At 66.5% G+C, this 23,671-nt stretch carries 6 protein-coding genes; all 6 read right to left on the bottom strand.

Annotated elements, in window-relative coordinates; genetic code table 11:
* Positions 1-7: 7 nt before the first annotated feature.
* Entirely contained in the window at positions 8-4,402 is a 4,395-nt protein-coding gene (locus K3888_RS09250; protein WP_230929977.1) for a hypothetical protein, read from the bottom strand.
* A complete protein-coding gene (locus K3888_RS09245; protein ID WP_230929976.1) occupies positions 4,399-6,771 on the bottom strand; it encodes a 3'-5' exonuclease in 2,373 nt (790 codons plus the stop codon). Before K3888_RS09245 ends, K3888_RS09250 begins: the two co-directional genes overlap by 4 nt.
* Position 6,772: 1 nt before the next feature.
* Positions 6,773-13,243, bottom strand: coding sequence for a DEAD/DEAH box helicase (locus K3888_RS09240; RefSeq protein ID WP_230929975.1), 6,471 nt, complete (start codon positions 13,241-13,243; stop codon positions 6,773-6,775).
* Positions 13,240-17,871 (bottom strand): DNA methyltransferase, encoded by a 4,632-nt coding sequence (locus K3888_RS09235; protein ID WP_230929974.1) that lies wholly within the window; start codon positions 17,869-17,871, stop codon positions 13,240-13,242. The genes K3888_RS09240 and K3888_RS09235 overlap by 4 nt, the downstream gene beginning before the upstream one ends.
* 1 nt (position 17,872) lies before the next feature.
* Complete coding sequence (locus K3888_RS09230; protein ID WP_230929973.1) at positions 17,873-20,818, bottom strand: DEAD/DEAH box helicase; 2,946 nt, start codon at positions 20,816-20,818, stop codon at positions 17,873-17,875.
* A gap of 176 nt (positions 20,819-20,994) precedes the next feature.
* Entirely contained in the window at positions 20,995-22,758 is a 1,764-nt protein-coding gene (locus K3888_RS09225) for an alpha/beta hydrolase family protein (RefSeq protein ID WP_230929972.1), read from the bottom strand.
* Positions 22,759-23,671 lie beyond the last annotated feature (913 nt).

Genomic DNA, 23,671 nt, shown 5'->3' with positions numbered 1-23,671 from the left:
GGTGCTCCTAGATGGTGACGATCAGGTCCACGATGTCCTCATCGGTCATCGAGTCGAATGCGGAGTAGGGGTTGCGCTTGCGGTCGGGCAGGGTCATACGGGTGACCAGCGCCTCGGCCACGAGTAGGTCGATCATGGTCTGCTCGGGCTCGCGGGCGGCAAACCATGCCCACGCTGAATCGAGCCCTTGGGGCGGATCCAACCGGATCTCATCCACCGCAGCCAGACGGGCGTAGAGGCAGAAGGTCAAGCTGGCGAAGGGGGCGTTAGCCCACGGGTGCTGGTTGGTAACGTTGCCCAGCTTCCTGGCCCGTGCCGTTACCGCCCGCCACAGGACTCCAAAGCGCCTGACTTCATTGAGGGGCTGGAAGCGCCCTTCGAGGAGAACCCCGTAGAACTCACGCAGTTTCTCCGTTTCAGAGTCCTTGTTCCGGAAGAGAGCCCGGTAGGCCTCGTATCGGGCGGCAGCGTCGGTGAGCCCACCGGGGACGAGTCGCTTTGCATCGAGGAAGGCAGATACCGCGTCAGGGTGGTCGCTGCGGAGAACTAACGCTGCGTCGAGAGACGCCGAGATCGCTAGTGGGTCGCTTCCGGTTTTGAGAATGTCGACGAGAGCATGCCCGCCAACGCCACGTAGTCGATCCCGCAACGCTATGCGATCTTCCACGCTGGCTGCGGGGATATTGGCGATGGTGATGAGCACGTCCAGCCAGGGCTCGGAGGAGAGTGCGGTGTTCTGTGCGCGGGAAAGGAGATCGTCTCGACCGTAGGGTCGGAACGAGTGGAAGACCAGCCCGGAGCGGATGAAGAGAGCTAGTTTGTCGGCGGTCTCCAGTGGGGCCGCAGCCAGGGAGAGCGCAGCGCGGCGGGGCGCGTTCCCCATCAGACGGGACAATTGGTCGAACCGCTCGTCGTCTCCGTCTTCAAGGCCTCGGGAGAGGAGAGCGAGTGCGGACCATACTTCGGGGAGCGTGGGATCGATTCCGTCCGGGCCGGTGTGACCGAGGAGGAACTGGGACAGAACGGCGGTCGCGGGGTCGGTGAAGGTGCCCGGGCGGCTGATGCGGACACTGTCCCGGGTCGGAAGGGGCGATGGGGGAACCGGGTCCCAGTCGTCCTGCACCACGGGGGCGATTCGGAGGTCTCCGGCCTCCAACGCCGAAGCGGGCAGCGTGGCCCGGCCTCGGACGAGCGGGACGGTGAGCACCGGGCTCCATGGGCGGGCGACCTTCCAGATGTGGACGGTGGTGTCCGAGTGGAGGTGACGGCCGCGGACGTGAATCTCGTCCCCGTCGACAGCGATCCTGACGTCGGCGCCGACGGTGTTGAACCGGATGATGGGAGCCGTGTAGGTGCGGTCGGGGTAGGCGAGGAGAAGGATGACCAGTCCTGACTGCGTCTCGCGTGCGGCACCCGCGAGACGGTCTGCGGTCAGGGTGAGCACGCCGCCGCGCGAGCGTGAGACCAGTGGTTCCTTCGCTCGGACCGAACCGGTGTGGTCATGGATTTCCGCCACGATGGGGATGTCCTCGGGCACCCCTCGGACGGCGAGAACCGCCCCGGTGAAGTCATCGGGACGTCGACCGATCTGCCGGTCGCTCCACGACGGAACGCCGCCGACCGGCGTCATCCGGAATTCCATCCGCGGGGGGCGGACGGTGACCATCTCCGAGGCAGCGCCCCGGCGGATGCGGAGTGGCCGTTTAGAAACCTGGGGCCCGAAGTGCAGCTGAGGGTCCAGGATGACGAGCGCGGGGTCGTCGGACCAGACCTCGGCGGTGACTTCGGTCAGACCGTCGTCCTCCGGAATGCGCAACGAGTCGTCGTACTCGATCTGCAGACCTTCAGCCACAACGATGCTGGTCTCGAACCTCGCTCCGAAAGGTCCTGTGACACGCACGTCGAAGCGGCCGAGCTGCTCGGGCTCGTCATCGAACAACGGGGCCGCTCCCTGCTCCGGTGCCGCGTAGTCGCCCTGAATAGTCCATTCCCGGGCGCCGGCACGCCGGTATTGGATGGTCCAGGTGGCTGCGGAGTCGGGTCCGAGGGCCGGCAGGTCGAGCCACGGACGGGAGTGAAGAACGGGCAGCTTTTCGCTGAAGACGCCGGGGAGAACGGGAAGCGGGTCGTCGGGCTCGTCGAACAAGCTGGGCAGAGCTTGGCTTCCCACCGGATGGTCCCGCACCTCATCCTGGGCGGTCCGGGTTCGCAGAGATGTGGTCTCGGTGAGATCCCACTGGTTGATCTCCCATCCGTCCCAGCCCAGCGGGGTGCCGTAGTTCGCGATGACCCGTGGGGCGAAAGGATGCTCGCCCAGGACAGTGAGGTCCCCAGGCATCACCGCGAGCACCTCTGATCTGGGCAGTCGCGCGGTGTCCGGGATGTGCTCGCCCTGCGCGGTGAACAGGATGAGTGGTTTACCAGTGTCGTAGAGACGTAGCTCGATCGGATGCGCCAGGGACGGGTGGGTCACGACTACTCGCCTGGTGGGGTGCTCGATGGGCACCTCTACGGATTGGTCGCTGCTGAATTTCTCGGCGGCGACTCGCACCACGTGGGTGTCCAGGGTGATGGTCCACGGTGCCGAGGTGTGGCTCGATGGGGCCGGGATGCGCACCACCATGGAGTCGTCGGCCTCCAGGTGGAGGGTTGGCGTCAGGCGTGCGCGTCGGCGTTGCGCGCGAACCGAGTCGGAGACGTCTGCGCTGTGTAGCGCGTGCCTGAGAGGTTCGATGAGTAGTTGCGGGAGGAACGTCTGTGCAGCGGTGAGAGCGGTGGCATCGACGGCAGGGTTTTCTGCGATCTCGGCCACGATGCGGGCCATCTCGTCCAGCAGCTCGGTCCCACGTTCACCGCTGTATCGGACGAAGTCGCGGGTGGGATAGTCCAGTTGATCAAAGACGTGCTCCTGACCCGGCTGTCGCACCCATTCACTGAAGGGTTGGGTGTCGCGGGAGGAGACGGACCCGATGTAGATGGTGAGCACCTCGACGAGCCGACTCGCGCTGGACGCCGGGATGCCAGCGTGTACCGCGAGCCGCTGCACGTGCAGTGACGTGGACAAGCCCGCGATCGGATCGAGGTCGAACTGTCGCAGGAGCGGGATGATGAGCTGTCGGAGTGCGTTCTCGTCGGTGTGGTTTCGCTCGGTCCGCAGCCGGTCCCAGAACTGGTCCCAGTAGGCATTGTCTTCCAGCCCGACCGAAGCCATGCCCACCATCGACATGAGCGTGGCGGCGGGGAAGTGGTGGGCGATCTGCTTGACCGTGGTGCCCCGTCCGCGGGACAGACGGTACCGGTTTCCGTACACGTCAAAGAGCACGTCGAGTTCCAGGCCAGACAGATCCGTATCGATAGCCAGGGTGGCTTCGGTCAGCCGTCGGCGAAGAGCGTTCTCCCACGCGTCGATGTCATCGTCTGAAGTCAGCCCGATTCCTGGACGGAGTTCGTCGGCTTTGATGCCGCCGACTTCTGAACTGTTTGTCTCTGTCTGAGCGCTCGGGCTCGCCTCGTCGGCGTGTGATTCGGTGTCCACCGCCGACGTGTCGGACAGGGGAACCGCGTCCGAGTCCGCGCTGTCGACCGGGGCTTCCCGGACGGTGGCGTCCTGGTCGATAAGAGTGGTGTCCGCCGAGTGCGGAAGACTGACCGTGCTCGTTGCGTTGTCTCCGGAGAGATCGCCGACCTCGGGCATGAGCAGCGTAGCGGCCTGCGCCAGGGTGACGTCGAGAAGTCCCAGGGGCCTGCGCAGCTGCGGATGCGTGGACAGCGCATCTTCGCCGTCGCGCGAGATGAGCGTGTCGAGCCAGTGCTGCATCTCCGGCGAGTCGGCGCCGTGCCGCGCTTCGGCGACTGCAGCCTCGAGGATGGTGTCGAAATCGTCCTGGAATTCGCGGCTGACATAGTTGTTCGCCGTCTCGACGTTGCCGCCCTTCAAACGAATGTCGATGAGGGCGTAGAACCGCTCGGGCGCGAGCGCGAACACCGCACTGCTCACTGCGCGCAGGACTGGGTCCCGGGGCCACGAGGCGTCGGGCACCGCGCCCGCGGCAGCATTGACCTGCGCCAGAGTCCGGTGGAGCCGACGTCCATCTGCGCGCGACATAGGCGTGGTCACGTCTGCGGACGAACGGATGGCCAGCGCCGCAAACGTCACCGGGTCTTGCCCGGCGCCGAGAACGAGACCGAACTGGGCGGGAATCAGGGGGTAGAGCTCACCCAGTGCGGGATCGCCGGTCACGCGGAACGCGGACGCGAGTTCAAGAACTGTCTCGACGCGGTCCTCCGCCGAGGTGTCGCTGATAAGCGTCTCACCCGAGACGGGCACCTGCTCTGCGACCTGATCCCAGAACGGGAAGGCGAGCCTCCACGTGGTCGCAGATGTGTGGCTTGCGCCTGTCACGATGTGGTGACCTCCGTGGTGATGCGAGGTAGGAGAGTGGACGGCTCTGCACCGGTGGTGACGACCAGCTGGTCTCGCGCGCGGGAAGCTGCCACATAGAGCAGCGACCGCTCACGTCGCCGGAGATGGTCGAGGTCATCCTCGGTCAGGCCCTGCCGCGCCGGAGCGGGAACGTTCCCCTCACTTACTCGGGCGAGCACGACGTGGGTGAACTCCATCCCCTTGGACGAGTGCATGGTGGTGACGTGCACGCCTGCGCCCCCGCCGGACGTGATGTCTATGCCGCGGGCCTCCAGGCCGTCGATGATGCGATCCACGTCGCGGCGATTGTGGGTGAGCACTCCGATCGACGCCCCGGGGTTGTCGGCGAGCCAGGCTCGGATGTGTTCCTCAGCGATGTCGAGCTCACCGGCGAGCGTGTCAGCGTGGCCCACGCGCGGGATCGGCCCGCTGCGCGCCGAGCGGTAGCCGGTGAGGTTCTCCGACTGTCCGTCGGTGTCGACGAATGTCTCACCGGCGAGAATGCCCATGGCGTAGCGAAGATTCTCGTCGGTGGTCCGGTAGTTGAGTGTCAACCGCGATGCCCGGCCTCGGATGTTGATCCCGTAGTGGGACAGCACGGTGGGGCGGCCATAGATCCGCTGGTGTCCGTCCTCGGCGATGAACAGGTCGTTGGGGCCTTCCGCGACAAGAGCGCGTAGGAGACGCCAATGCCCCACGTGGAAATCCTGGGCCTCGTCCACCACCACGTGATCGAGCAGCCGCCCTCCGCCGGAGTCTGCGATCCCGTCCAGCACTGCGGCAGCCAGGCAGCCGAGCACTGGGAAAGTCTGCTTGTTCTCGCGCCGGGCAATGGCGAGATAGGACTCGATCACCGACCACACTGCGGTACGAGCCTTGCGATTGAGGGCCGTGCCCCGGCCACTGCGGTCGGCTTTGAGATAGCCGGCCTTGGTGGTGATCCCTTGGGCCAGAACGACTGTCTCCAGCTCGCCGCGCAGGAACTCCGGGGTGGAGGTGCCGCCCTCGGGCTGCGTGGCCGCGCGCTCGACTGCCTCGAACCACAACTCACGGTCGTCATGATCGCTCAGCGGGGACGGGACAGAGGACAGGGACTGGCCCACGACGGTAGGGGCGGACGCTGCGAGTTGCGAGGGCGTGGCCCGGTTGAGCACCGTCATGGTGGTCTGGTCGATACCGGCCACGCTGACGCCGGCATCCCCGGTAGCAGCAGCACGGGGTAGCTCGGCATCGAGAACTCTGAGCGGGGTGGACAGCGATCCCGCCAGTACTCGGGTGAAGGTGGTCAAGAGAACCCGAGGAGTAGTGGGGTCCGACGAGTAGTCGGCCGGGGCCTCGGTCAGCGCCCGGGTGGCCAGGGCGCGGGTGCGGTGGAGGGCCACGACGGTCTTACCCGTTCCCGCGCCACCGGACACCCGGAAGGCGCCGTTGCGGTAGCGGGTCGCCAGCACTTGCTGAGTCGGGTGGAGGAACGTCGTCCACGCTTCGAAGTCACCGTTCTCGATGATCTCGCGCATGACATCGACCGAGTCCCCGCCGCTTCCGAGGAAGGTGAACTGCATCCGGGAGGCGGGAGCGGTGACCGCGCGGACGAACTCGTCGGCCTGCTCGTCCGCCGCCGCGTCACCCAGGCGCAATTCTTCGCGGACATTGTCGATCGAGTATCCGATCGCCAGCCCCAGGAGGGCGTCGCGTTCCCAGGGCGCGGCGGAATCAAGCGCGGCCTCCAGCTCGGAAAGCGTGTTGGCGGACAGCGCGGGCTCGGAGACAACGGGATCGATACCCAGCTCGCGCGAGAGAACGTCGGCGTTGATCCCGCTGCTCGAAAATGCGGGCATCGGGTCGTCCACGACTGCCGGGGCGGCGGCCGACGTCGCCTCGGGGACCACCGCCGTCCCGCCCTCGACGACTGCTTCCTCCTCGACCCCGCCGGCTGTGGCCTGCTCCGCCTTGGCCGCCGCTTCCTCGGCCGCGACCTGCTTGGCCTGCTCGGCGGCCACCTTGGCATCGAGTGCGGCGGCCTGCTCGCGGACCAGGGTGAGAACGCCGTTGACCGGGTTGACCCGGAGTTGCATAGTCGCCGCGGCGTCGTAGGCGTCGTCGTGCGGAAAGGTGCCAACGTAGACGTAGTGAGTCTCGGCCCCGCCGTCGATCCGGAAGACCAACGCCCGGAACTTGTCGTTGACCCGCACCGACCGGATTCGCTCGTCCACCGCGTTCTTGACGGGCTCCACGTGCGCGCCCACCGAGGTGTCGTCGGCCTGCAGCTTGGAGAGCATGTCAAAGACGCGCTTGCGTAGAGAACCGTCGAGGTTCTCCTTCTTGTTGATCAGCGTGATTGTTGCCATCTCAAGCCCTCTCTCCGCGGCGTTCTGCAAGTGCGTTCTTCACCGCTGCGGCCATGGTCTGCGGGTCACCGTCGCCGGTGGTGGAGTTGATGACGGTCCACCCCGCGTCAGCGATCGGCCGCAACCTATCGGACGACTGCGACACGAACACCGCGATGCGCGCATCGGGCCAGGACACGTTGGCGATCACGCCGTGGACCTCCTCCCCGTAGTCCGGTAGCGGCACGTCGAGATCGGCCAGCGCTCGCAGTAGCGTGTTCTCGGCTGCCGCGTCGGCGTCGTCGGGATCGATCTCCTCGACCAGTTCCCGCCAGGGCTCTGGTAATGCGTCCCCAACGGACACCGGGCTGCCGCCCGAATCATGCGCATCGTCAGCAACAGAGCCCGCGACGGCAGCCACGCGCTCATCGGAGTCCGCACCGGTCTCGGCCTCGGCGACCATGGCCGCCAGCTCGGCGTCCACGTCGCCGGTCGCCGCCATGTCGCGCCGAGTGCCGATCGTGGTGTTCTGCCCCCGCAGTGACAGCAGGTTGGAGGTTCGCAGCCACCACTGCCAGTCAGCGCGGAAGTCCTCGTCGGCCACGGCTGCCGCTGAATCGTCGATCATCAGTTCGGCGTTGAGTGAGGCGGGCTGACGGGGGTGCCCCTGCACCACTAGTCGGGCGAACAGCCGTGCGTGTTCGGACCGGGCCTTGACGCGGTCTCCGGTGGCCAGCCAGTATGCGGCGCTGGCGTGGCCGACCTTCTGCCACACGTCGGGATTGGGGTCGGCGAGGATCCGCGCGAGGAGGGTCACGGGGTCTCCGGCGGCGGTGTTGAGGCGCGCGGGGGCGATCCCCAGTGCGGAGCCGAAGGCTTTGACGAAGTTCTGCTGCTCCCACGTGATAGGTGGCACGGCCGATTCGACTTCGTCGAGGTCGGCGTGGGTGACGGCCCACGGGATCCAGCCCAGGTCCCGGAGGGCGGCACGTTTGTCGGTGTCGTCGTCGATCCGGTTGTGCAGGGGGCTGGCGTGGTACTTGTACCCGTCGGCGTAGATGGCGAACTTCATCTGGTGCGGGTCGTCGGCCTGCAGGATGTAGTCGGGTGTGGTGCCCGCCTCGTGGATGTGGTTCTGGGCGCGCAGCATCCAGGTGAGCTGGGAGCCGGGCATCCGGATCCGCAGGGCGGTGTATTTGCCGTCGGGCACGGTGGTGATGGTGGCGCCTTCGTCCTCGAGGATCCGCGTCAGTCCGTGGCGGAATCGGACCTCCAGCTGCGAGTCACCTTCGGGGTCGATGGTCTGGGTGGTGACCACTGTCCAGTCCTCGCGGGTCGGTTCGGCGTCATCGCTTCGGTCAGCGCCACGCAGCAGGGCGAGTAGTGCGCTTTCGGCGGCTGCACGCGAGGTGCGGTCGGCCTCGCCGCCGCTGGCGTGGGCCAGCAGGCAGCGGGGACAGGCCATTCTGTTCTCGTCGGCGCAGGAGCAGTCGCGCACGGCCACGTAGGCGGTGTGCAGGAGGTCCCAGACGCGCTCGGGGGTGGTGAAGTCGGCCAGGTACCCGGTGCCGCCGGGCACGGTGTCGTGCAGGAGGAGTGCGGGAGCGGGCGCGCCCACCTGAAGAACGGTCACGGTGGCCACGTCCAGGTGGTCGGGGTCGCCGCCCAGGACGTGCCGGAAACCGAGCCGCAGTGCGGCGGTGAGGCTGGGCAGCACCATGGTGTCGTAGGTGGAGACCGCGGGCGGGAGGTAGAGCAGCACGCCCTCGGTGGACAGCGCGCGTCCCAGGGCCACGTGGATGCTGGGCTCCTCGTCGGCGGTGGTGTGCGGGCACCAGGGGCGGTGGTCGCGGCGATTGTTGGCGCCGGCTTCGGAGTCGAGGTGGCCGCAGTAGCGGCAGACCCGGAAGCGGGGTGCGGCGGGCTGGGTGCCGCCGATCAGCCGGGTGGCGCCGGGTCCCGTGCCGAGGTTGATCCACCGGATGTCAGCGCGGCGCAGGTACCGGGCGCCGAAGCCGTTGTTGTCCACGAACCAGGCGGGGGCGGCGTCGGTGGGGTTCCAGGCGAGTGTGCGCGCCACGGTATAACGACGACGACGACGCTCGTCATGCCGTTCATCCACCGTGGCCGAGTCACGCATGACCTGCGCGGACACCTTCTGGAGAGGCACCACGTCCAGCAATTGATCGGTGTCGGCGAACCCGGCCGCGCCGCAGGCCGGGCAGGCGTCGGGCGGTGCCCCGGCGAGCTCGGTGTGGCCGTAGCTGCAGGTGGGGCAGACCCGCCAGCGTTCCACGGCGTCGCCGTCGGCGCCCACGTCCACGGCGGAGATCTCGATGCGCATCCGGTCGGCATAGAAGGAGTTTCCGGGCGCGAGCTCGGTGAGCGCCGAAGCGACGGACCGGGTGAATGTCGCGGACGTGGCGTCGAATTCCGCTGTGTCCGGGTCGTAGGTGGCGATGGAGGCCTGCAGGTCCACGGTGTCGTCGAGCAGCTGGTAGCCGGGCAGCAGACCGTAGCGTTCGAGCGCGTTGATCCAGTATTCGCGTTGCTGGGTGTTCTTCTGGACCACGGTGGCCTTGCGGGAAGCCTCGGCGGCGCGGAGATCGTCTTGGTCCTGCTCGACCGCACCGGGGCTCTCGGCCCGCTCGCGCAACTCGACCAACACCACGTCGAGGGCATCCAGCCGGTTGAGGAGTTCCGCATAGTCGGTCCGCCAGCGGTCGGCGGCCAGCTTGAGGCTGGAGTCCAGGTTGTGTCGTGAGGGTTCGCCCTCGGCGGTGACGCCGGTGGCCCACGCGCGCAGATCGAGCGCGGCAGCCTCGCCCACGTGGGGCCCGAGGCTGGAGAGAAAGCGGTCGAGCATGCCCGGAACGCGCTGCGGCAACTCGGCCCGCAGGGTGTCGAGGAACGATCCCGGGTGGGTGGAGAACACCTCGCGTGCTCTGGTGCTGGACGGGTGGATGCCCTCGATGAGCAGCATGTCGATCGCGTGGGCGATGAACTGCCGGCGCAGGATCTCGGCAGCCGAGAGGAACGCGGCCGGGGGCTGCACGCTGCCGTTGATGAGCGAGAGCGGATCGTGAACCACCGGTAGGGCTGCTCCCCGGCCCTGGACCAGGGCCACGACGAGCGAGTTGCCGGTGAGTCGGCCCGCGCGGCCCACGCGCTGCACGTAGCTGGCCACGGACGAGGGCAGGGAGGAGAGCATGACCGAGGACAGGTCCCCGATGTCGATGCCCATCTCCAGAGTCGGGGTGGCCACCAGAACGTTGGGCGCTCCGGGGGCCTCGGAGGCGGACTTGAACTGGGTCTCGATCTCGGCCCGTTCAGCGGGCTGCAAAAGCCCGGTGTGCTCGCGGGCGATAACCGATCGGCTATCCCGCGAATGGTAGAGACGCCGGTAGTAGTTGTCGGTGTCGATTCCTTCCACCTGTAGGCGGCCGGAGCAGTCCACCGTCAGGCACGGGGCGCCGGCCACCACGTCGCGGATGGGTGCGGCTGCGGGGGTGGCGTTATGGCAGACGTCGCAGCGCAGCTCGGCGGGAGCAGCCTCCGCAGTCACCAGGATGGTGCCGGGATCCAGAGCGTAGATGGTCGCCCCGGACTCTGTGGTCACGGCGTCGAGGTGGGCTTCGGCCGCCAGATCCGCCATGAGGGTGGCCACCAGCTTCTGGGCCGTGTCCGGGGTGACCCCGAGCTGACGCGCGGTCCAGCGGGCGTACCAGGAGCGGTTGCTGGCCACCACATCGGTGCCGTCCCGGTAGCGGTCCTTGGCCAGGGTCGAACCGACACGCGGGAACGTAGGCCATCCGCCTACCGGGAAGCCCGGAACGCCGCGGGCGCGGGCTCGCCGGTTGGTCAGGTGGAAGGTGTTGCCGTCCGTGGCGAGGTACTTGGCGAGCCACGCGTGGTTGATGCCGCCGCGTTGACGGATGCGTTCCACGACGATGCGGGCCCACGCCTCGAGCGCGGAATCATCGGGTTCGGCTTCTGTGAGGGTGGTTTGGACAGCCAGGGACTCCCAGGCCCGACGGGCGGTGGTGCGCAGCGCTGCGGCAGGAATGCTCACGCTGGGTATGGCCGTGCCGGTCAGGGGCAGCGTGCGGCCGACGGTCGAGCGCAGACCGAACTCCAGGCACAGGTCGAACAGCAGCCGCTCGCGGACCCGGCGGGACGCAGCACGGCGCTTCTCGGCGCTGGCGGAGGCGTCCCAGAACGGGATGAAGTTGGTTCGCTCCACGATCGCCGGGTGCAGCAGGTGGTAGCGCTCGACAGGAGTGGTGGCTCCGCCTACGACCTCGCGGGTGAGGTCGTCGAGGAAGGCGTCGCCACCGTCCAGGGCGGTGGTGATCGCGGTGCGCAGTGCGAAGGCATGCGACCGGGCCTGGACGAACCCGGCCCGGTGGGAGGCGTCCTGGACGGAGTCACTGAACACCAGGGTGCGCTTGTCGGCGGTATCCAGTCCCCGCAGTCCGAAGAGGTTGGACAGGGCCACGGAGAGCAGGGTGGCCACGGCCGAGCCGATGTAGCGGATGGAATCTCGCGTGCCGCAGGCCGGGCATGTCTGACGCTCGGAGTTCTCCTTCGCGGCCATGCCGGTGTGGAGCAGCACGGGGACAATGCGGTCGTCCTGCTCAGAGGCCCCGTACGCGTCGGCCGCGTGCAGCGTGGACTGGGCGGGCTCGAGCCACATGAGTGACGTGCCCGAGTCGCGGGAGGATCTCACTTGAGAAAGCGGCACGGCGGCTTCGTGGGCCGCGCGGACTTCCTGGTCGGCGGCGATGAGGGCCCGCGTCTGTGTCGGCTCAGTCACGGACTGTCGGCGGATGGCGGAGGGTTCGAACGTGGGCTTTTCGGTCCCGTGCTCGAAGGTGGTCATCCATCCGGCACGTCCGCAGTGGCGGCAGAAGATGGCCGGCAGGTAGTCGCGGTCGCCGGGGCCGGTGCCGTCGATGACGCCGTCTATCGCGAGGTCGGGGCCGTCATCATGCCAGTGGTAGTCGACGGTGGTCTGCACGGCGCGGTCGAGGCGGGGCAGTTCACGCACCCAGAGGTGAGCCTCGATGCTGGGGAGCCGTCTACCGGCGTTGGAATCTGCTGCGGTGACGGTGGCGCGCAGGTGGCTCAGCGCGCCCAGGACGTGGACGAGGAACGTCTCGGTGTCGGCGGGGCTGCGCCCGTGGTCCACGGGGAGTACCGCGGCGGCGAGGTCGCTGATGCTCACCGCCCGGGACGAGTGGGTGAGGATGCGGGCGGTGAGGTCGTGACGCTTGACGGCCTCCACGGCGTCGCCCATTTCGGGTGTGGGAGAAATGTCCCATACCCGAGTGGCGACCTCGGCGTATGTGGCTTCGGCCGGGTCGGCTCCCGCCTCAATGCCCTGGAGTATCGCGGTGTTGAGATCGGCCATGACTGATCGGGAGACTGCGGTCTCCACCGGGATGCGCTCGTCGGCGGTGCGGCCGGTCCACTCGTCGACGGTCACGCGGGACTCGGTGAGGACGGATTCGGGCGGGAATTCTTCGCCGAACACGGTGGTGGCGAACGTCCGGACGGCGGTCGTATCGCCGTCGTCTCCGAGGGTGGCCGAGGTGGCAACGGGAGTGATCCGCCCCAGGGGTCGGGCGCGGTTGGCTTCGGTCCGGGCGACGGGGGAGGTGGTGTTGCTCTCGAGGTGGGCATTTACGACCAGACCAAGCCGTCGCAGCAGAAGTGCGACGTCGGTGCCCTGTGCTCCGTCGTAGGTGTGGAACTCATCCAGCACCACGTATTGCAGCCCGGCAGCGGAGATGCGCCAGATGTCGGTGTCCTCGGAGCGCAGGAGCAGTTGGTCGAGCATCTTGTAGTTGGTGAGCAGGAGGTCTGGCGGGTCCTCGCGCATGGTGGCGCGGTCGGTGATGAGTCCGGCCTCGCTCACGGTCGTGCGTCCCGTGCCGGAGGCTTCGCCGGTGTAGAGGCCGGCGGTGATGCCCGAGAGCGCTGGCTCTGTGGTCAGCAGTTGGGTGAGGCGTTCGGCCTGGTCGGTGGCCAGGGCGTTCATCGGGTACAGCAGGAGGGCCTTGACCCCGCGGACGCCCTGGGCGCGGGCTCGGCGTGCGTGGTCGAGCACGGGGTAGAGAAAGGACTCGGTCTTGCCGGAGCCGGTGCCGGTCACCACGAGGGTGGGATCCGGACGCCGCCACGGTTCGGTCGAATCGGCCGCGGGCTTACTGGACAGGCGGGCAAAGGCCTGCGCCTGGTGGACGTAGGGCCGAAACGGGAAGGTGGTGGGCGTCCAGTCCAGCACCTCGGATGCACCGTCGACGGCGGGCGTGAAGGGCATGCGCGTTCGCACGTAGGGCCCGTGGAAAATACCCGTGCCGGGGCTGCTCACGAATTCGGTCAGTGCCGAGAGGGCGGCTCCGTCCGACAGCGCGAATGTGGTCGACAGGAACTCTGAGATGCCGTCCTTGAGCTGCTCGGCGGCCTGCAGTGGCAGTAGGGCACTCATGCCAAGGTTCCTTCTGCTAGTTCACGCTCGAATCGCTCGTATGCGGCCCGCATGTCAGCCTCGCGGTCGAGGATTCGGAATGGGTACTCGAATACATACGTCGCGCCGGACTGCGGATGCGTCCAGGTGCGCTCTTCCTCGCTGAGCTCCTGACCGGGCTTAAGTTTGCGGTGCAGCTTGGCCACGTCGTCGGCCACCTTGCGGCCGTTGGCGTCGAACAGGTCCTGTGAGTCGTACTTGCGCATCACCGGGAACTGGGTGCGGTAGATCATGCACAACTCGTCTGCAGTCACGCCGAGAGACAAAGCGACCAGGGCATCGATTTCCACCTGAGCCTGCCGACGCTCTTCGGCCTTCCGCAGCGGGATTTCAGGAGTCCACCCGGTTCCGGTGACTTCCTCCCAGAGAGGGGAGTAGACGGACGTCAAGCAGTTGATTTCGAGGAATCTTGCGACAGCGGCGTCCATCAGGACGGACCTCGGTCCATGAGGCAGACCCTCGACGGTGGACCCGTGGATGTCTCCTCCACCGGTTGATCGCAACAGGAAATCAATCAGCAAGGAACTGAGTGACGATCCAGCAATCAAGAGATCGGTGCGATCGGACTGGGTGGATGAAGCCGCCGACTCGACCATATGCACGTGGGCCGCGCCTGACGGAATGAGTGCCGGGTACATGGTTCTGAATCCCGTCATGGCGGCCATGCGCCGCCAGCCCACTCGGATAACGGAACGTGCCGATACTGGCTCCGCGTCTTGCTGGGTGATGAGGCGGTAGCCGGCGTCGTAGTTGAGGGAGGGGTCGGCGCGGTTGGGCTGGTAGGCCGTGGCCGGGATGAAGTCCGGCGGCATCGCCTCGAGGTCGATCGCAGTCCAGTCACCGGTACTGCGAAGCGTTGGATTCGGCTGCTTGGCAAACGGATTAGCCACGCTGAAGTGCGGCCCCTGGAGAATAACGTCGTCCCATGAGGCCGGCACGGCCCACTGGGTGTCGAAGTAGCCCTTCTTCTTGTCGGCCGTCTCGTGCCAGCCGGCGGAGTACTGGAGGCCGAGTTCCTTGATTCGCGGTGCCGCAGCGAGCTTGCGGAGCACGCCCTCGGCCTCGCGAGTGACCGAGTACACCATCCGCGAATCGAGTGTCGGAGTGTCCTCATCTTCAAGAATCGACTTCCACAGTTCGAGCGTTTCTCGGTCGACATGGTTGATGCGGTCGGAGTGTGGGCGCAGATCCCAGTAATCGTCGTCGTTCTTTAGCCCAGGGAGAGGGCCGGTTCCATTGTGAATCAGCGAATCGATGACGGTAGTGGGGTGGTACAGATTGGTTGCAGATAAAAATGAAGGGCTGTTTCGCTTAGGGCCGTAACAGTGGATCCCCCATACGAATAAATGGGCAATATCGAATAGTTTCAGTGTATTAATGAATTGCCAATGTCGACGCAGTCGCATATAGGTCTCTCGGCGGAGTGGTGCGGCCTTCTTCTCCGTGAAGTGCGATTCCGGGTGGATCAGGGTAACGATGCCGTCGTCGCCCGCAGAGCGCCACGTGCGCTGCATGAAGGCCCGGTAGAGATCGGGCTGCTGACCGACGAGCAGTGGATACTGGGTGGCGTCGTTGAGGAACTTGGACGTCACCACCGTCTCGGCGATGCCGTCGGCAAAAATGTCCAGGGCACCCGGTCGGGTGACGGTGAGTTCGCGTCGCTTCGCCTTGGCGGCCTGCGTCGGCTTGTGCACCAGGATCCACCACGGATCCGACTCGCCCCACAGCGCGTCCTCGTCCGTGCGTGGCCGCACCCACGGCGGGTTACCCACCTGTAGGTCAAACCCACCGCGCGCAAACACCGGCGAGAAGTCCAGCTCCCAGTGGAAGAAGCCGCTGCTTCCGGCCACGCGTTCGCAGACGACCATCCACGGATGCTCGCGGAGCACGGTCTCTATGCGGGCCTCCTGGGCGAGTGCGCGGTCGATGTCCTCGGCGCTGTTGATCTCTTCCCACGTCAGGTCGTCGCCGAGCCGGTATTGTCCCTCGCTCGCGCCATAGCGGCCGCGGGCCTTGGGCGCATCGGAATACGCCTTACCCAGCAGCGCCTCGAGCCCGTTGATCCACTGGTCCAGGGTCGGGGGAGTGACGGCCTCGTCGTCGACAACCAACCTGGCCCCGGTGAGGGGCCAGAACCACAGGGCACACCAGGCGTCCATCGCCCGTCGCAGCCGCTGGAACGCGCTCCCCGGATCGGCAAACGACTCCTCGATCACCGCCCGCGGCACCGGGTTGGCGGGAGTGGCCACATCCGCGCCGTAGACATCAATGCGCCGCCGCGCCTGATCCTCGGCAATACGCAATCGCACCAGGGCGATCTGCCACAGCCTCTCCGTGCGCTCGGCCAGGTCCGTCAGTCGGCGTACCTGCGTCTTGCTGGGCTTGGAAGTGACCGACTTGCGCCACTGCTTGAGGTCGGCCTGCGCCTGCCCCACGTAGTTTTTGAGCTCCTTGGCGTCGGCCGCCGACCCCCACTCAGCGGCGGGGAGCAGGAAGTGATGGATGCGACCGCGCACTGACGGATCGAACCCCGTCTCGTCATCGACTGCAGCAGCCAGCGTCGCCACTGGCGCATCCTGCGGCTCGGCGCCGAGCCATTGCTTCTTCTCGACCTGCGTGGGGGAATAGGTGGCCCTTCGGGCACCGATCAGCGAATTGCCGCGACGCAGGCGCAGGCCAAACCACGGGGCCTGGAGCCCGGGCGTCATGGTGTCCAGCCACAGGGCGATCTCGGCCAGCTCTACGGCCGTGGCGTTGAGGTCCACCCCGTACACGTTGTGCAGGGCGAGGTAGGCCTTGACCTTCTGCAGCTCCGCCGTACGCGATTCGGGGTCGATCTCCTGGCCCAGCTCCTGCTGACGACGCTCCAGGTACAGCTCGGCGAGCTGTCGCACCGCCTCCACGGCGAACGCCCCCGAACCCATCGCAGGCTCACAGATCGAGAGCGTCAAGATGGCCTCGGCGGTGTCGATCCGCCCCGTGGCATCCAGCTCCTCGATGGCTTGGCCCACCACGAACTCGCTCAGCACCTGCGGCGTGTAGAACGAGGCGGACCGCTCACGGTCGCGCGAGGACTGGCGGAACACGAACGATCCGCGCGGGTGCCGCACCCACTCGTCCTCACCTGTGACGGGGTTGCGACGCATCACTCGATCGCCGGCGGAGACTTCCAACGAGTCAGCGTGGCCCACCACCCACGAGCCCTTGGAGTCGTCGCCACCGCGGGCGACCTCCCACAGGTCCTCGGAGGCGATGAACCCGGTGTAGGACATCAAGCCTTCGTATACCTGACCGAGCTCGGTGACACCCAGCGTTGCGTAGGAGATGAACCCACGGTCCCTACCCGGCTGCTCCAGCGTGAGAAGGAGGTTGCCCAGGACCCGGTACAGCGCCATGTTGGACAGCTGTACCTCGTCGATCAGAGAGGTTGCCGCTGGCGAGAACAGATCCGCCGAAAGCTCATTGAACTCCAGGCCCGGAGCCACGCCCGGCTCGTCCGCTGGGTGATGGCCGCCGTCGACCAGACGGAACAACAACGCCAACGAATCGTAGAGATAGGTTCCCTGCTCCTCGCGAGGGGTGGCCGGCGGGGTGAGGATCTGATCCCGGAGTCGGGTAAGCCCGTAGCCGTCGTCGTACTCGGTCGATCCGACCGGCAGGATCCGCAGCTCCGGTGACGCCTCGGCGAACAATAGGAACAAGATTCGGTACAGATACCGCAGCGACTGCCGGGCAAGATCCTGGCCGTCGACCTGGCCCACCGACAGCCCCCGCACCCGACGACGTTCCAGCACGTCGTTGGCGATAATCTCGATTGACTCACGCACCGCTCCGCGAAGGGACTCGGAGACCTTGACCGAGTGCTGACGCGAATCCTCCAGCGTCTCGGTCCACCACACCGTGCCGTCGGCCCGGCGCTCGAGGGACTCGCGGCAGACTGCCGCCACCACCCGCTCAATCTCCCCACCCGAGCGGGTGTCGCCACGTTCGAGCGCCAACAGCAGGTCCACCGCGAGGAACCGGCCCAACGGCCACGACTCTCGCTCGGCCAGCAGGAACCACCGGCCAGCCAACACCGCGACGAACGCCGGCGGAGCGTCGGACACGAACAGCTCACCGACCACCTTGCCGACCGTTGCGTCGGCGGGCTTGCCGTCCGCGAACACCTCTCCGAGCACCACTGCTGAGCGAAGGTCCTCCACGGTGTCCACAGGGGAGGCCTCCAGCATCACCACACCGTCTCTGGCCCAGGCCTGGGCGTGCCACGTGGACTCCCCACGCGTCCACGAGTGATCGCCGGGAGCGCCGTATCCCAGGGCCTTCCTCAGCTCCGCGCGTTCCTCCTCCGGCGCCGGGCGGGCCTGTTCACCATCGCTGTTACCGGAGAGCTGCGACAGGGACACCAACAGCGCCTGCCGCGCCGTGGTCAGCCTCTTCAACGGCGAGATGGCACCCTCGCCGGCGTCCTGCTTCCAGCTCTTGACCAGTGCCCGCACCCGGGCAAGGTAGGACTGCTTGGTCTCCTCGGTGGTGAGGTAGTGCTCGCTGATCCACTCGTCGACGTTGACGATCGCGCTGTCGGCGGCCATGTCAGCTGTTCTCCTGCGAGGTGGTAGGCGCGGAGGTCTCCGCGATGGGGTGATCGGTGGGGACGACGACGAGGAGGGGCCTCACCAGCCGCTGCTCCGGCCGGAGCTGCTCGGCGAGCTCTGCCTCCTCTCTCACGCGCCGGGAGAGTTTCGTGAGGCGGGCGCTGCTGATCAGTTCCTCTGTCTGGTGTTCCCACTCGTGGGAACGTTCGCGCCATGCGGTGACTCTGCGATCGGCCTCGGCGCTGGCCTGGGCGAACACTGCTTCCAAACTGCCTGACGTTGCCTTGACCGCCCGCGGGATGAGGTGGGAAAGCTCGTAGGCGCCCGCCACAGGGCCCGGGTTGGTGGCCCCGGCGCTCAGGCCAATACCCTCGAGCCAGGTGTACGGGTCGTCCACGGGCTCGGCGGTGGCCAGGTCCGGCATCGGGAATTCGACCGTCGAGAAGGCGCGGGTGACGACCTGCCCGCGGCGGTTCATGAGCGTGCCCATCACCAGCACAGTCGGTGAATCGACCCGGCCGCGCACCGCCGGGACCTCCTGCCGGGCCATCGAGGCTAGCGCCCGGTCCGCAGCCCAGTCCGACACCGGGTGCAGCGGGCCGAGGAAGTGGGCGATCGGCCAGGTTGTCTCCGAGGCGCCCTCGCGGGCCTCCTCGAGAGACAGTTTGCCCCGGTTGGTGGAAGTCGCGAGGATGAGTTCCTCTCGGACCCGGCGCGCCCGCACGTAGTCCTCGGGCAGCAGGTCCAGCCGGCGGGCCAGGTCATCCGTCGGCTCCAGCTGGGCAGTCTGGTTGGCGTTTCGCCTCCACGCGACTCCGCCCCGCCCTTTGGGGAACTGGGGCTCCCCGTGGAAAGCCTCGGTCAGAGCGTCCTCGAGATAGTCCACCTCAGATTCGTAGACACTGAAACGACGGGCCTGCGCCGCCGCGCCGGAGTCGACGACCTCCTCAGAGCCGCCCATGGCGATCTGCTCGAGGAATGCGTCGATATCGTCACCGTCGTCGATGTCGTCGTCACCAAGCTCACCCACGGTGGCCAGGACGTCCTCCGGACGGCGCACGACGTCATCAAACTTCTTGCCCCCCGCGAGCACCTGACGGATGGTGTCCTCCTCGCGGGCCTCCGAGTGCTCGCCCATCAGGGAGGCGACGTCACCCAACTGCGTATGGGCCTCATACTCACGCTCCATCAGCCGGGTGAGCACCTGCAGGTCGCCCGGTGCGGCGTCCTCCGGAGGATCCAGCAGGAGCGTGGTGATGACCGGGGGTGTGCGCTGCCCGTAGCGGTCCACGCGGCCGTTGCGCTGCTGGATGCGGATGAGCGACCACGGGATGTCGTAGTGCACCAGATGGTGGCACTGGGTGTGCAGGTTGACGCCTTCCGAGGCAACGTCGCCCGTCACCAGCACCCGCAGCGGGCTCGATGCGCGTTTGAAGCCGTCCACCAGGTCCATCTGCTCCTGGTCGGACAGCCCGCCGTGCATCACCGCCACCGCGTCCGACTTGAGCTTGAGGTCTTTGGCCAGGTTCTCCGCCAGCCAGTGCAGGGTCCGCACGCGCTCGGAGAAGATCACCACCCGCTGCTCGCTGCGCGGGGAGATCCCGATCTCGCGCAGGTACGCCAGCAGGCTCTGGTACTTGGCGCTGACGGCGGGCGTCACCTGCTCGGCCAACTCATGTAGCCGGTCCAGGGCGGCCACCTCGGCGGGGCCCGAGGCGTTCTTGCGACGGTTGGTGACCGACTCGATCAACGCTGCGGGGGAGGAGAGGTACGCCTTGGCCAGGGTCCATGGGAAAAGACGGTTGTCGCCCGACGGCGGCTGGACGCCCGGGCGGGTCCACGTGTCGCGGAGCTCGCCCGCCAGTGCTGTCTCTTGCTTCGACGCCGGTACGAGGATGTTGTTCGGCTCGGCGCGCACGGCCCACTGCGAACCCACCTCGTCGTCCACCTCCGGGCTGTGCCGGTGACGGCGGATGATGAGCGGCGCCAGATCGCGGGGGTTGATGGCGCCGTCCGGGCCGACCGCCGTGGGATCCAGTAGGCGAATCAGCTCTGCGAAGCTCTCCGCACGCCCGTTGTGCGGCGTGGCCGAGGCCAGGATGAGCGCCTCCGTGGTGGGGGCGAGGAGGCGGGCGAGCTCGTTGTTCTGAGTGGCCGAGTTGGTTGCGTTGTGCACCTCGTCGATCACCACGGCGTCCCAACGCACGCGTTCCAACTGGGCGCGGTACTTGGCGGACTTGAGCGTGTCGATCGAGACGATCACGCGGGGGAAGAACGTGAACGGGTTACGCGTGGCGGGCAATGTACGGCGCACCTTCTGGATGCCCATCGAGTCCAAGCGGACCAGCGGGATCGCGAAGCGGGTCCACAGCTCCTGCTGCATCTGCTCCAATACGTGCCGAGGAGTGACCACCAGAATGCGCTCGCCGCGGCCGCGGCGGATGAGCTCAGCCAGGATCATCCCGATCTCCAGCGTCTTACCCAGTCCCACCGCGTCGGCGATGAGTAGGCGAGGCCGCAACATTTCGTTGGACAACGCCTTGCGCACCGCGCTGAGCTGGTATTCGAGATGGTCTGCCAGCATCTGCGTGGAGACCACCAGCGACTCGTCGTACAGTGGTACGGGCGTACGGCGCAGCGTCGACTCCAGCCACAGGCGTGAGCGGCGATAGCCGGGGGAGGGATCCGCCACGACCGTGGACTCGCTCGGGTCCAGCGGCTTCACCTCGTCCAGGTCCGTATAGAACGTGGCCGTGGTGTCGCGGACGTACGGACTCACCCCCCGGACCTTGAGCAGGTATGCGTCGCCCCCGGTCGAGGGCGAGCTCGCCGCCCGTTCCACCGCGGTGACGAGCCATTCCTCGTCACGGACCTCCACCGTGACGCCCGGAGCGAACGGGACTTGACTTGCATCAGTCGGCTGGATGGTGGTGGTACTGCTCACAGGGCGATGTCCTTCTTGTTGATCGCTCAGTCGTCGAATTGTCGAGGTTAGCGGCGCTCACAAAGCTCCGCACGAGAATCTGGACAGTTGTCAGAAAGGCGAGGCCTCCGGACGCGTGACGGGTTACCGAACGAGTCACGTTCGCCGGGTGCGGGGCTACGTGTTATCGGTGCGCTCTAGGCGAGGGCAGTCCGTCCTAGACCATTGTCATGCGCGAATGTCATGAGGCGATTAATTATGTCCCGGGTCTGCATTAGCTGCGTGAGCTGGGGCGCCTTCGGGTCGCTGTACTCCGCGAGCTTATTGATGTGACCAGCCACCACACTCTCCGCGACCGTCAGCGATGACCACAGGCTCGCGTCCGGTTGCTCGCCGACTCTCATCAGCGCGTGCGACGATGCCACCCGAATTGCGAGACTCGCGGGGTCGCTGCCCCCAGAAGACTCTCCCGTCTTTAGCGTGGCAGCAGCCGTGGTGACCATCGCTCCGGTGGATGCGAGGCCGCTGAGCAGGGCCAAACCGCCGGCCATACCGCCCGGGCCGAACGCTGCGAGTCCGCTCGTGATGGCGGCGGCTCCTGCCGCAGTCCCCATGGTGGCTATCCCGATCGGCCCAGCCGCGATGAGCGCGAGCCCTGCAGCGGCGAGCGCAAGACGTCCGGTGGGGAAGCCGCCACTCTCGGACAAGACCTTTTGCACGTCCACGATTGCCTTCCGCACCGCGCGTCCGACTCCGGTGGAGAAACCCATTTCGGCGAAGAACTCGGGGATTGCCTCGACTTGCGCGTCACCTACAGAGATCTCGTAAGGCTGGATCACGTTGGCGAAGGCCATCGTCACCACCAGTCGAACTGCGTCGTCGAGTTCGAGGCGTCGAGGGACGCGTGGACGCTGGCCGTGGGAGAGCGCCTCTACCTCGACGGGAAGAGCGGATCCTTCGGGGAGCCGTTGCCGCACGCCGTCGACGAATTCATCGCCGAGGACCTTGAGCGTGTCGGCGTAACGAGTCGCGACTTCCTTCTTCGAAATTTCGGTGGAGACCCGCGTTGCGTAGGCAAGCGTGAAAAGGGCGTCGAAGCTCGTCTCGTCAAGACGAATCGCAACCTCTGTTCCCGTAGCCAAAACGTCTTCTGTAGGCGACAAGGCGTCCGCGACAAGCATTCCGACTGCCGGGTGCTCGAGATACTGCGCGGCATTGTGAGCGAGCTGATTGCTCTTGGTAACGGGCACCTGGATGCGAAAATCCTGTGCGCCCGGGAAGATCGATGCGATTCCGCGACCCGCGGTGACGGGATCGTGCGGAACGAAGAAGTTGCTCCAGTCATCCACCCGGGCATACGGAAAACGCTTGAGGATGCGCTCATGCTTCTCGTGCAGGATCCGCGCTGCCCCAGGGCTGCCGATGGTGATGAATCGTGAGACGTGCAGGTCCTCCGGGAGGTGGTCCAAGAGGTCGATGGCAATGATGCTTCCGAGGCTGTGGCCGATCAAAACGATGTCACCGGAATCCGGTAGTGCCTTGAGGATCGTCGATAGAACAACGGCGCGGAGTCTTTCGTCCGTCATGTAGTTCCGCACCTGGGGTAGTGACCCGGCTTGGATGCCGATCTTTTGGAGTGGCGTGACCACAGCATCCGGAACTCGCCGTAGTCCGAACCCGGTCGCCAGCTCTGACTGCTCCAGTAGCCTTTCGATGCGTGCCTGGCGCCGAACGAACGCCCGCCGATCCGCGCGGTCGTCCTTGACGTTGTACGTCACCTGGGGATGCTTGGCTTTGCCGCCAGCCATGCCGAGGATCAGGGAGGAGTCGGGGCTGATGACCTGTGACGAGTCGATCTGAGGCGAGCCGGCCGCGGGAAATCCACGATTCAGACCAGCCAGCCAGTTCTTGTGAGGATCGCCGTCACCGACGCCATGGAGGAAAACGACCGTCTTGGTCACCGTGGTTGTCCGTTCTTGAGGGTGAATCTCGTGAGGTGCTGAGCGCTGGTTGAGGGGCGCTCGGGTTTAGGAGGAACTTAGTATCCGCCTACGACACAGTTGATGACGCCCCATCCAAGAGGCGTAATGAGCCCTACGGCTGGGAGTTCGCCGCCTACCCCGAGACCAGGCGATGTTTAACGTGTTCTAATGTTAACCCGTACTGGGCCGGCGGCCTCGTCAGGGTCGTTGCACACGGGAAGGTCGTTATGCGGACATTCGGTACCGCCGCGCTTGCGGTGATCGCGGTTGCATCGGTGGGGGCGTGCGGAGCCGACTCGGACGAGCAGTCGATTCCGGTTTCAGTCACGTCAGCGCCCTCCGCGAAGGCCACGTCCTCATCGCAGCCGAGCACGTCGACCGCAGTATCGCCAAGTCCGATCACATCCACCGCTGCCCCGGCGACGGTTCCGCCCGCCGTTACAGTTGTTCGTTGTGTTCTTGCGGACGGATCGGCGGAGATGTCCGACGGGTCGAAGAGTTACGTGGAGTCGTGTGACGAATCTGCGGGAGGCCCGTTGCGACTCCAAGACGGGACCTCGATCTACGATGCAATTCCCCCGCTCAATCTGGATGAAATCCCCGTAGCCGACGGCGGCAACTGCCCAGCTGCGCGGTGCGGTTACGGACACGATGCAAACGGCAACCCAAATCCCAGTTCAGGGGAGATCCAGACCAAACACGGCTGCGATGAGGGATACATCTCTGACCCAGCTCTGTGCGATGCAGTGAATACCAAGTACGACTGGTGATGATGTAATCCCCCGCGTGGGCCAATAAGGAGCATGACGATGAAGACCGTTGTAAGACGCCTGGCAGTTGCGTGTACCGTTTCGGCCCTAGCTCTGGGAGGTGCGCCTCTTGCTTCAGCACA

Origin of the sequence: Dietzia aurantiaca (genome assembly GCF_021033825.1) — a bacterium.
GTDB lineage: Bacteria > Actinomycetota > Actinomycetes > Mycobacteriales > Mycobacteriaceae > Dietzia > Dietzia aurantiaca.
The sequence above is the reverse complement of the archived record's forward strand: the minus strand, read 5'-3'. Positions and strand labels throughout refer to the sequence as shown.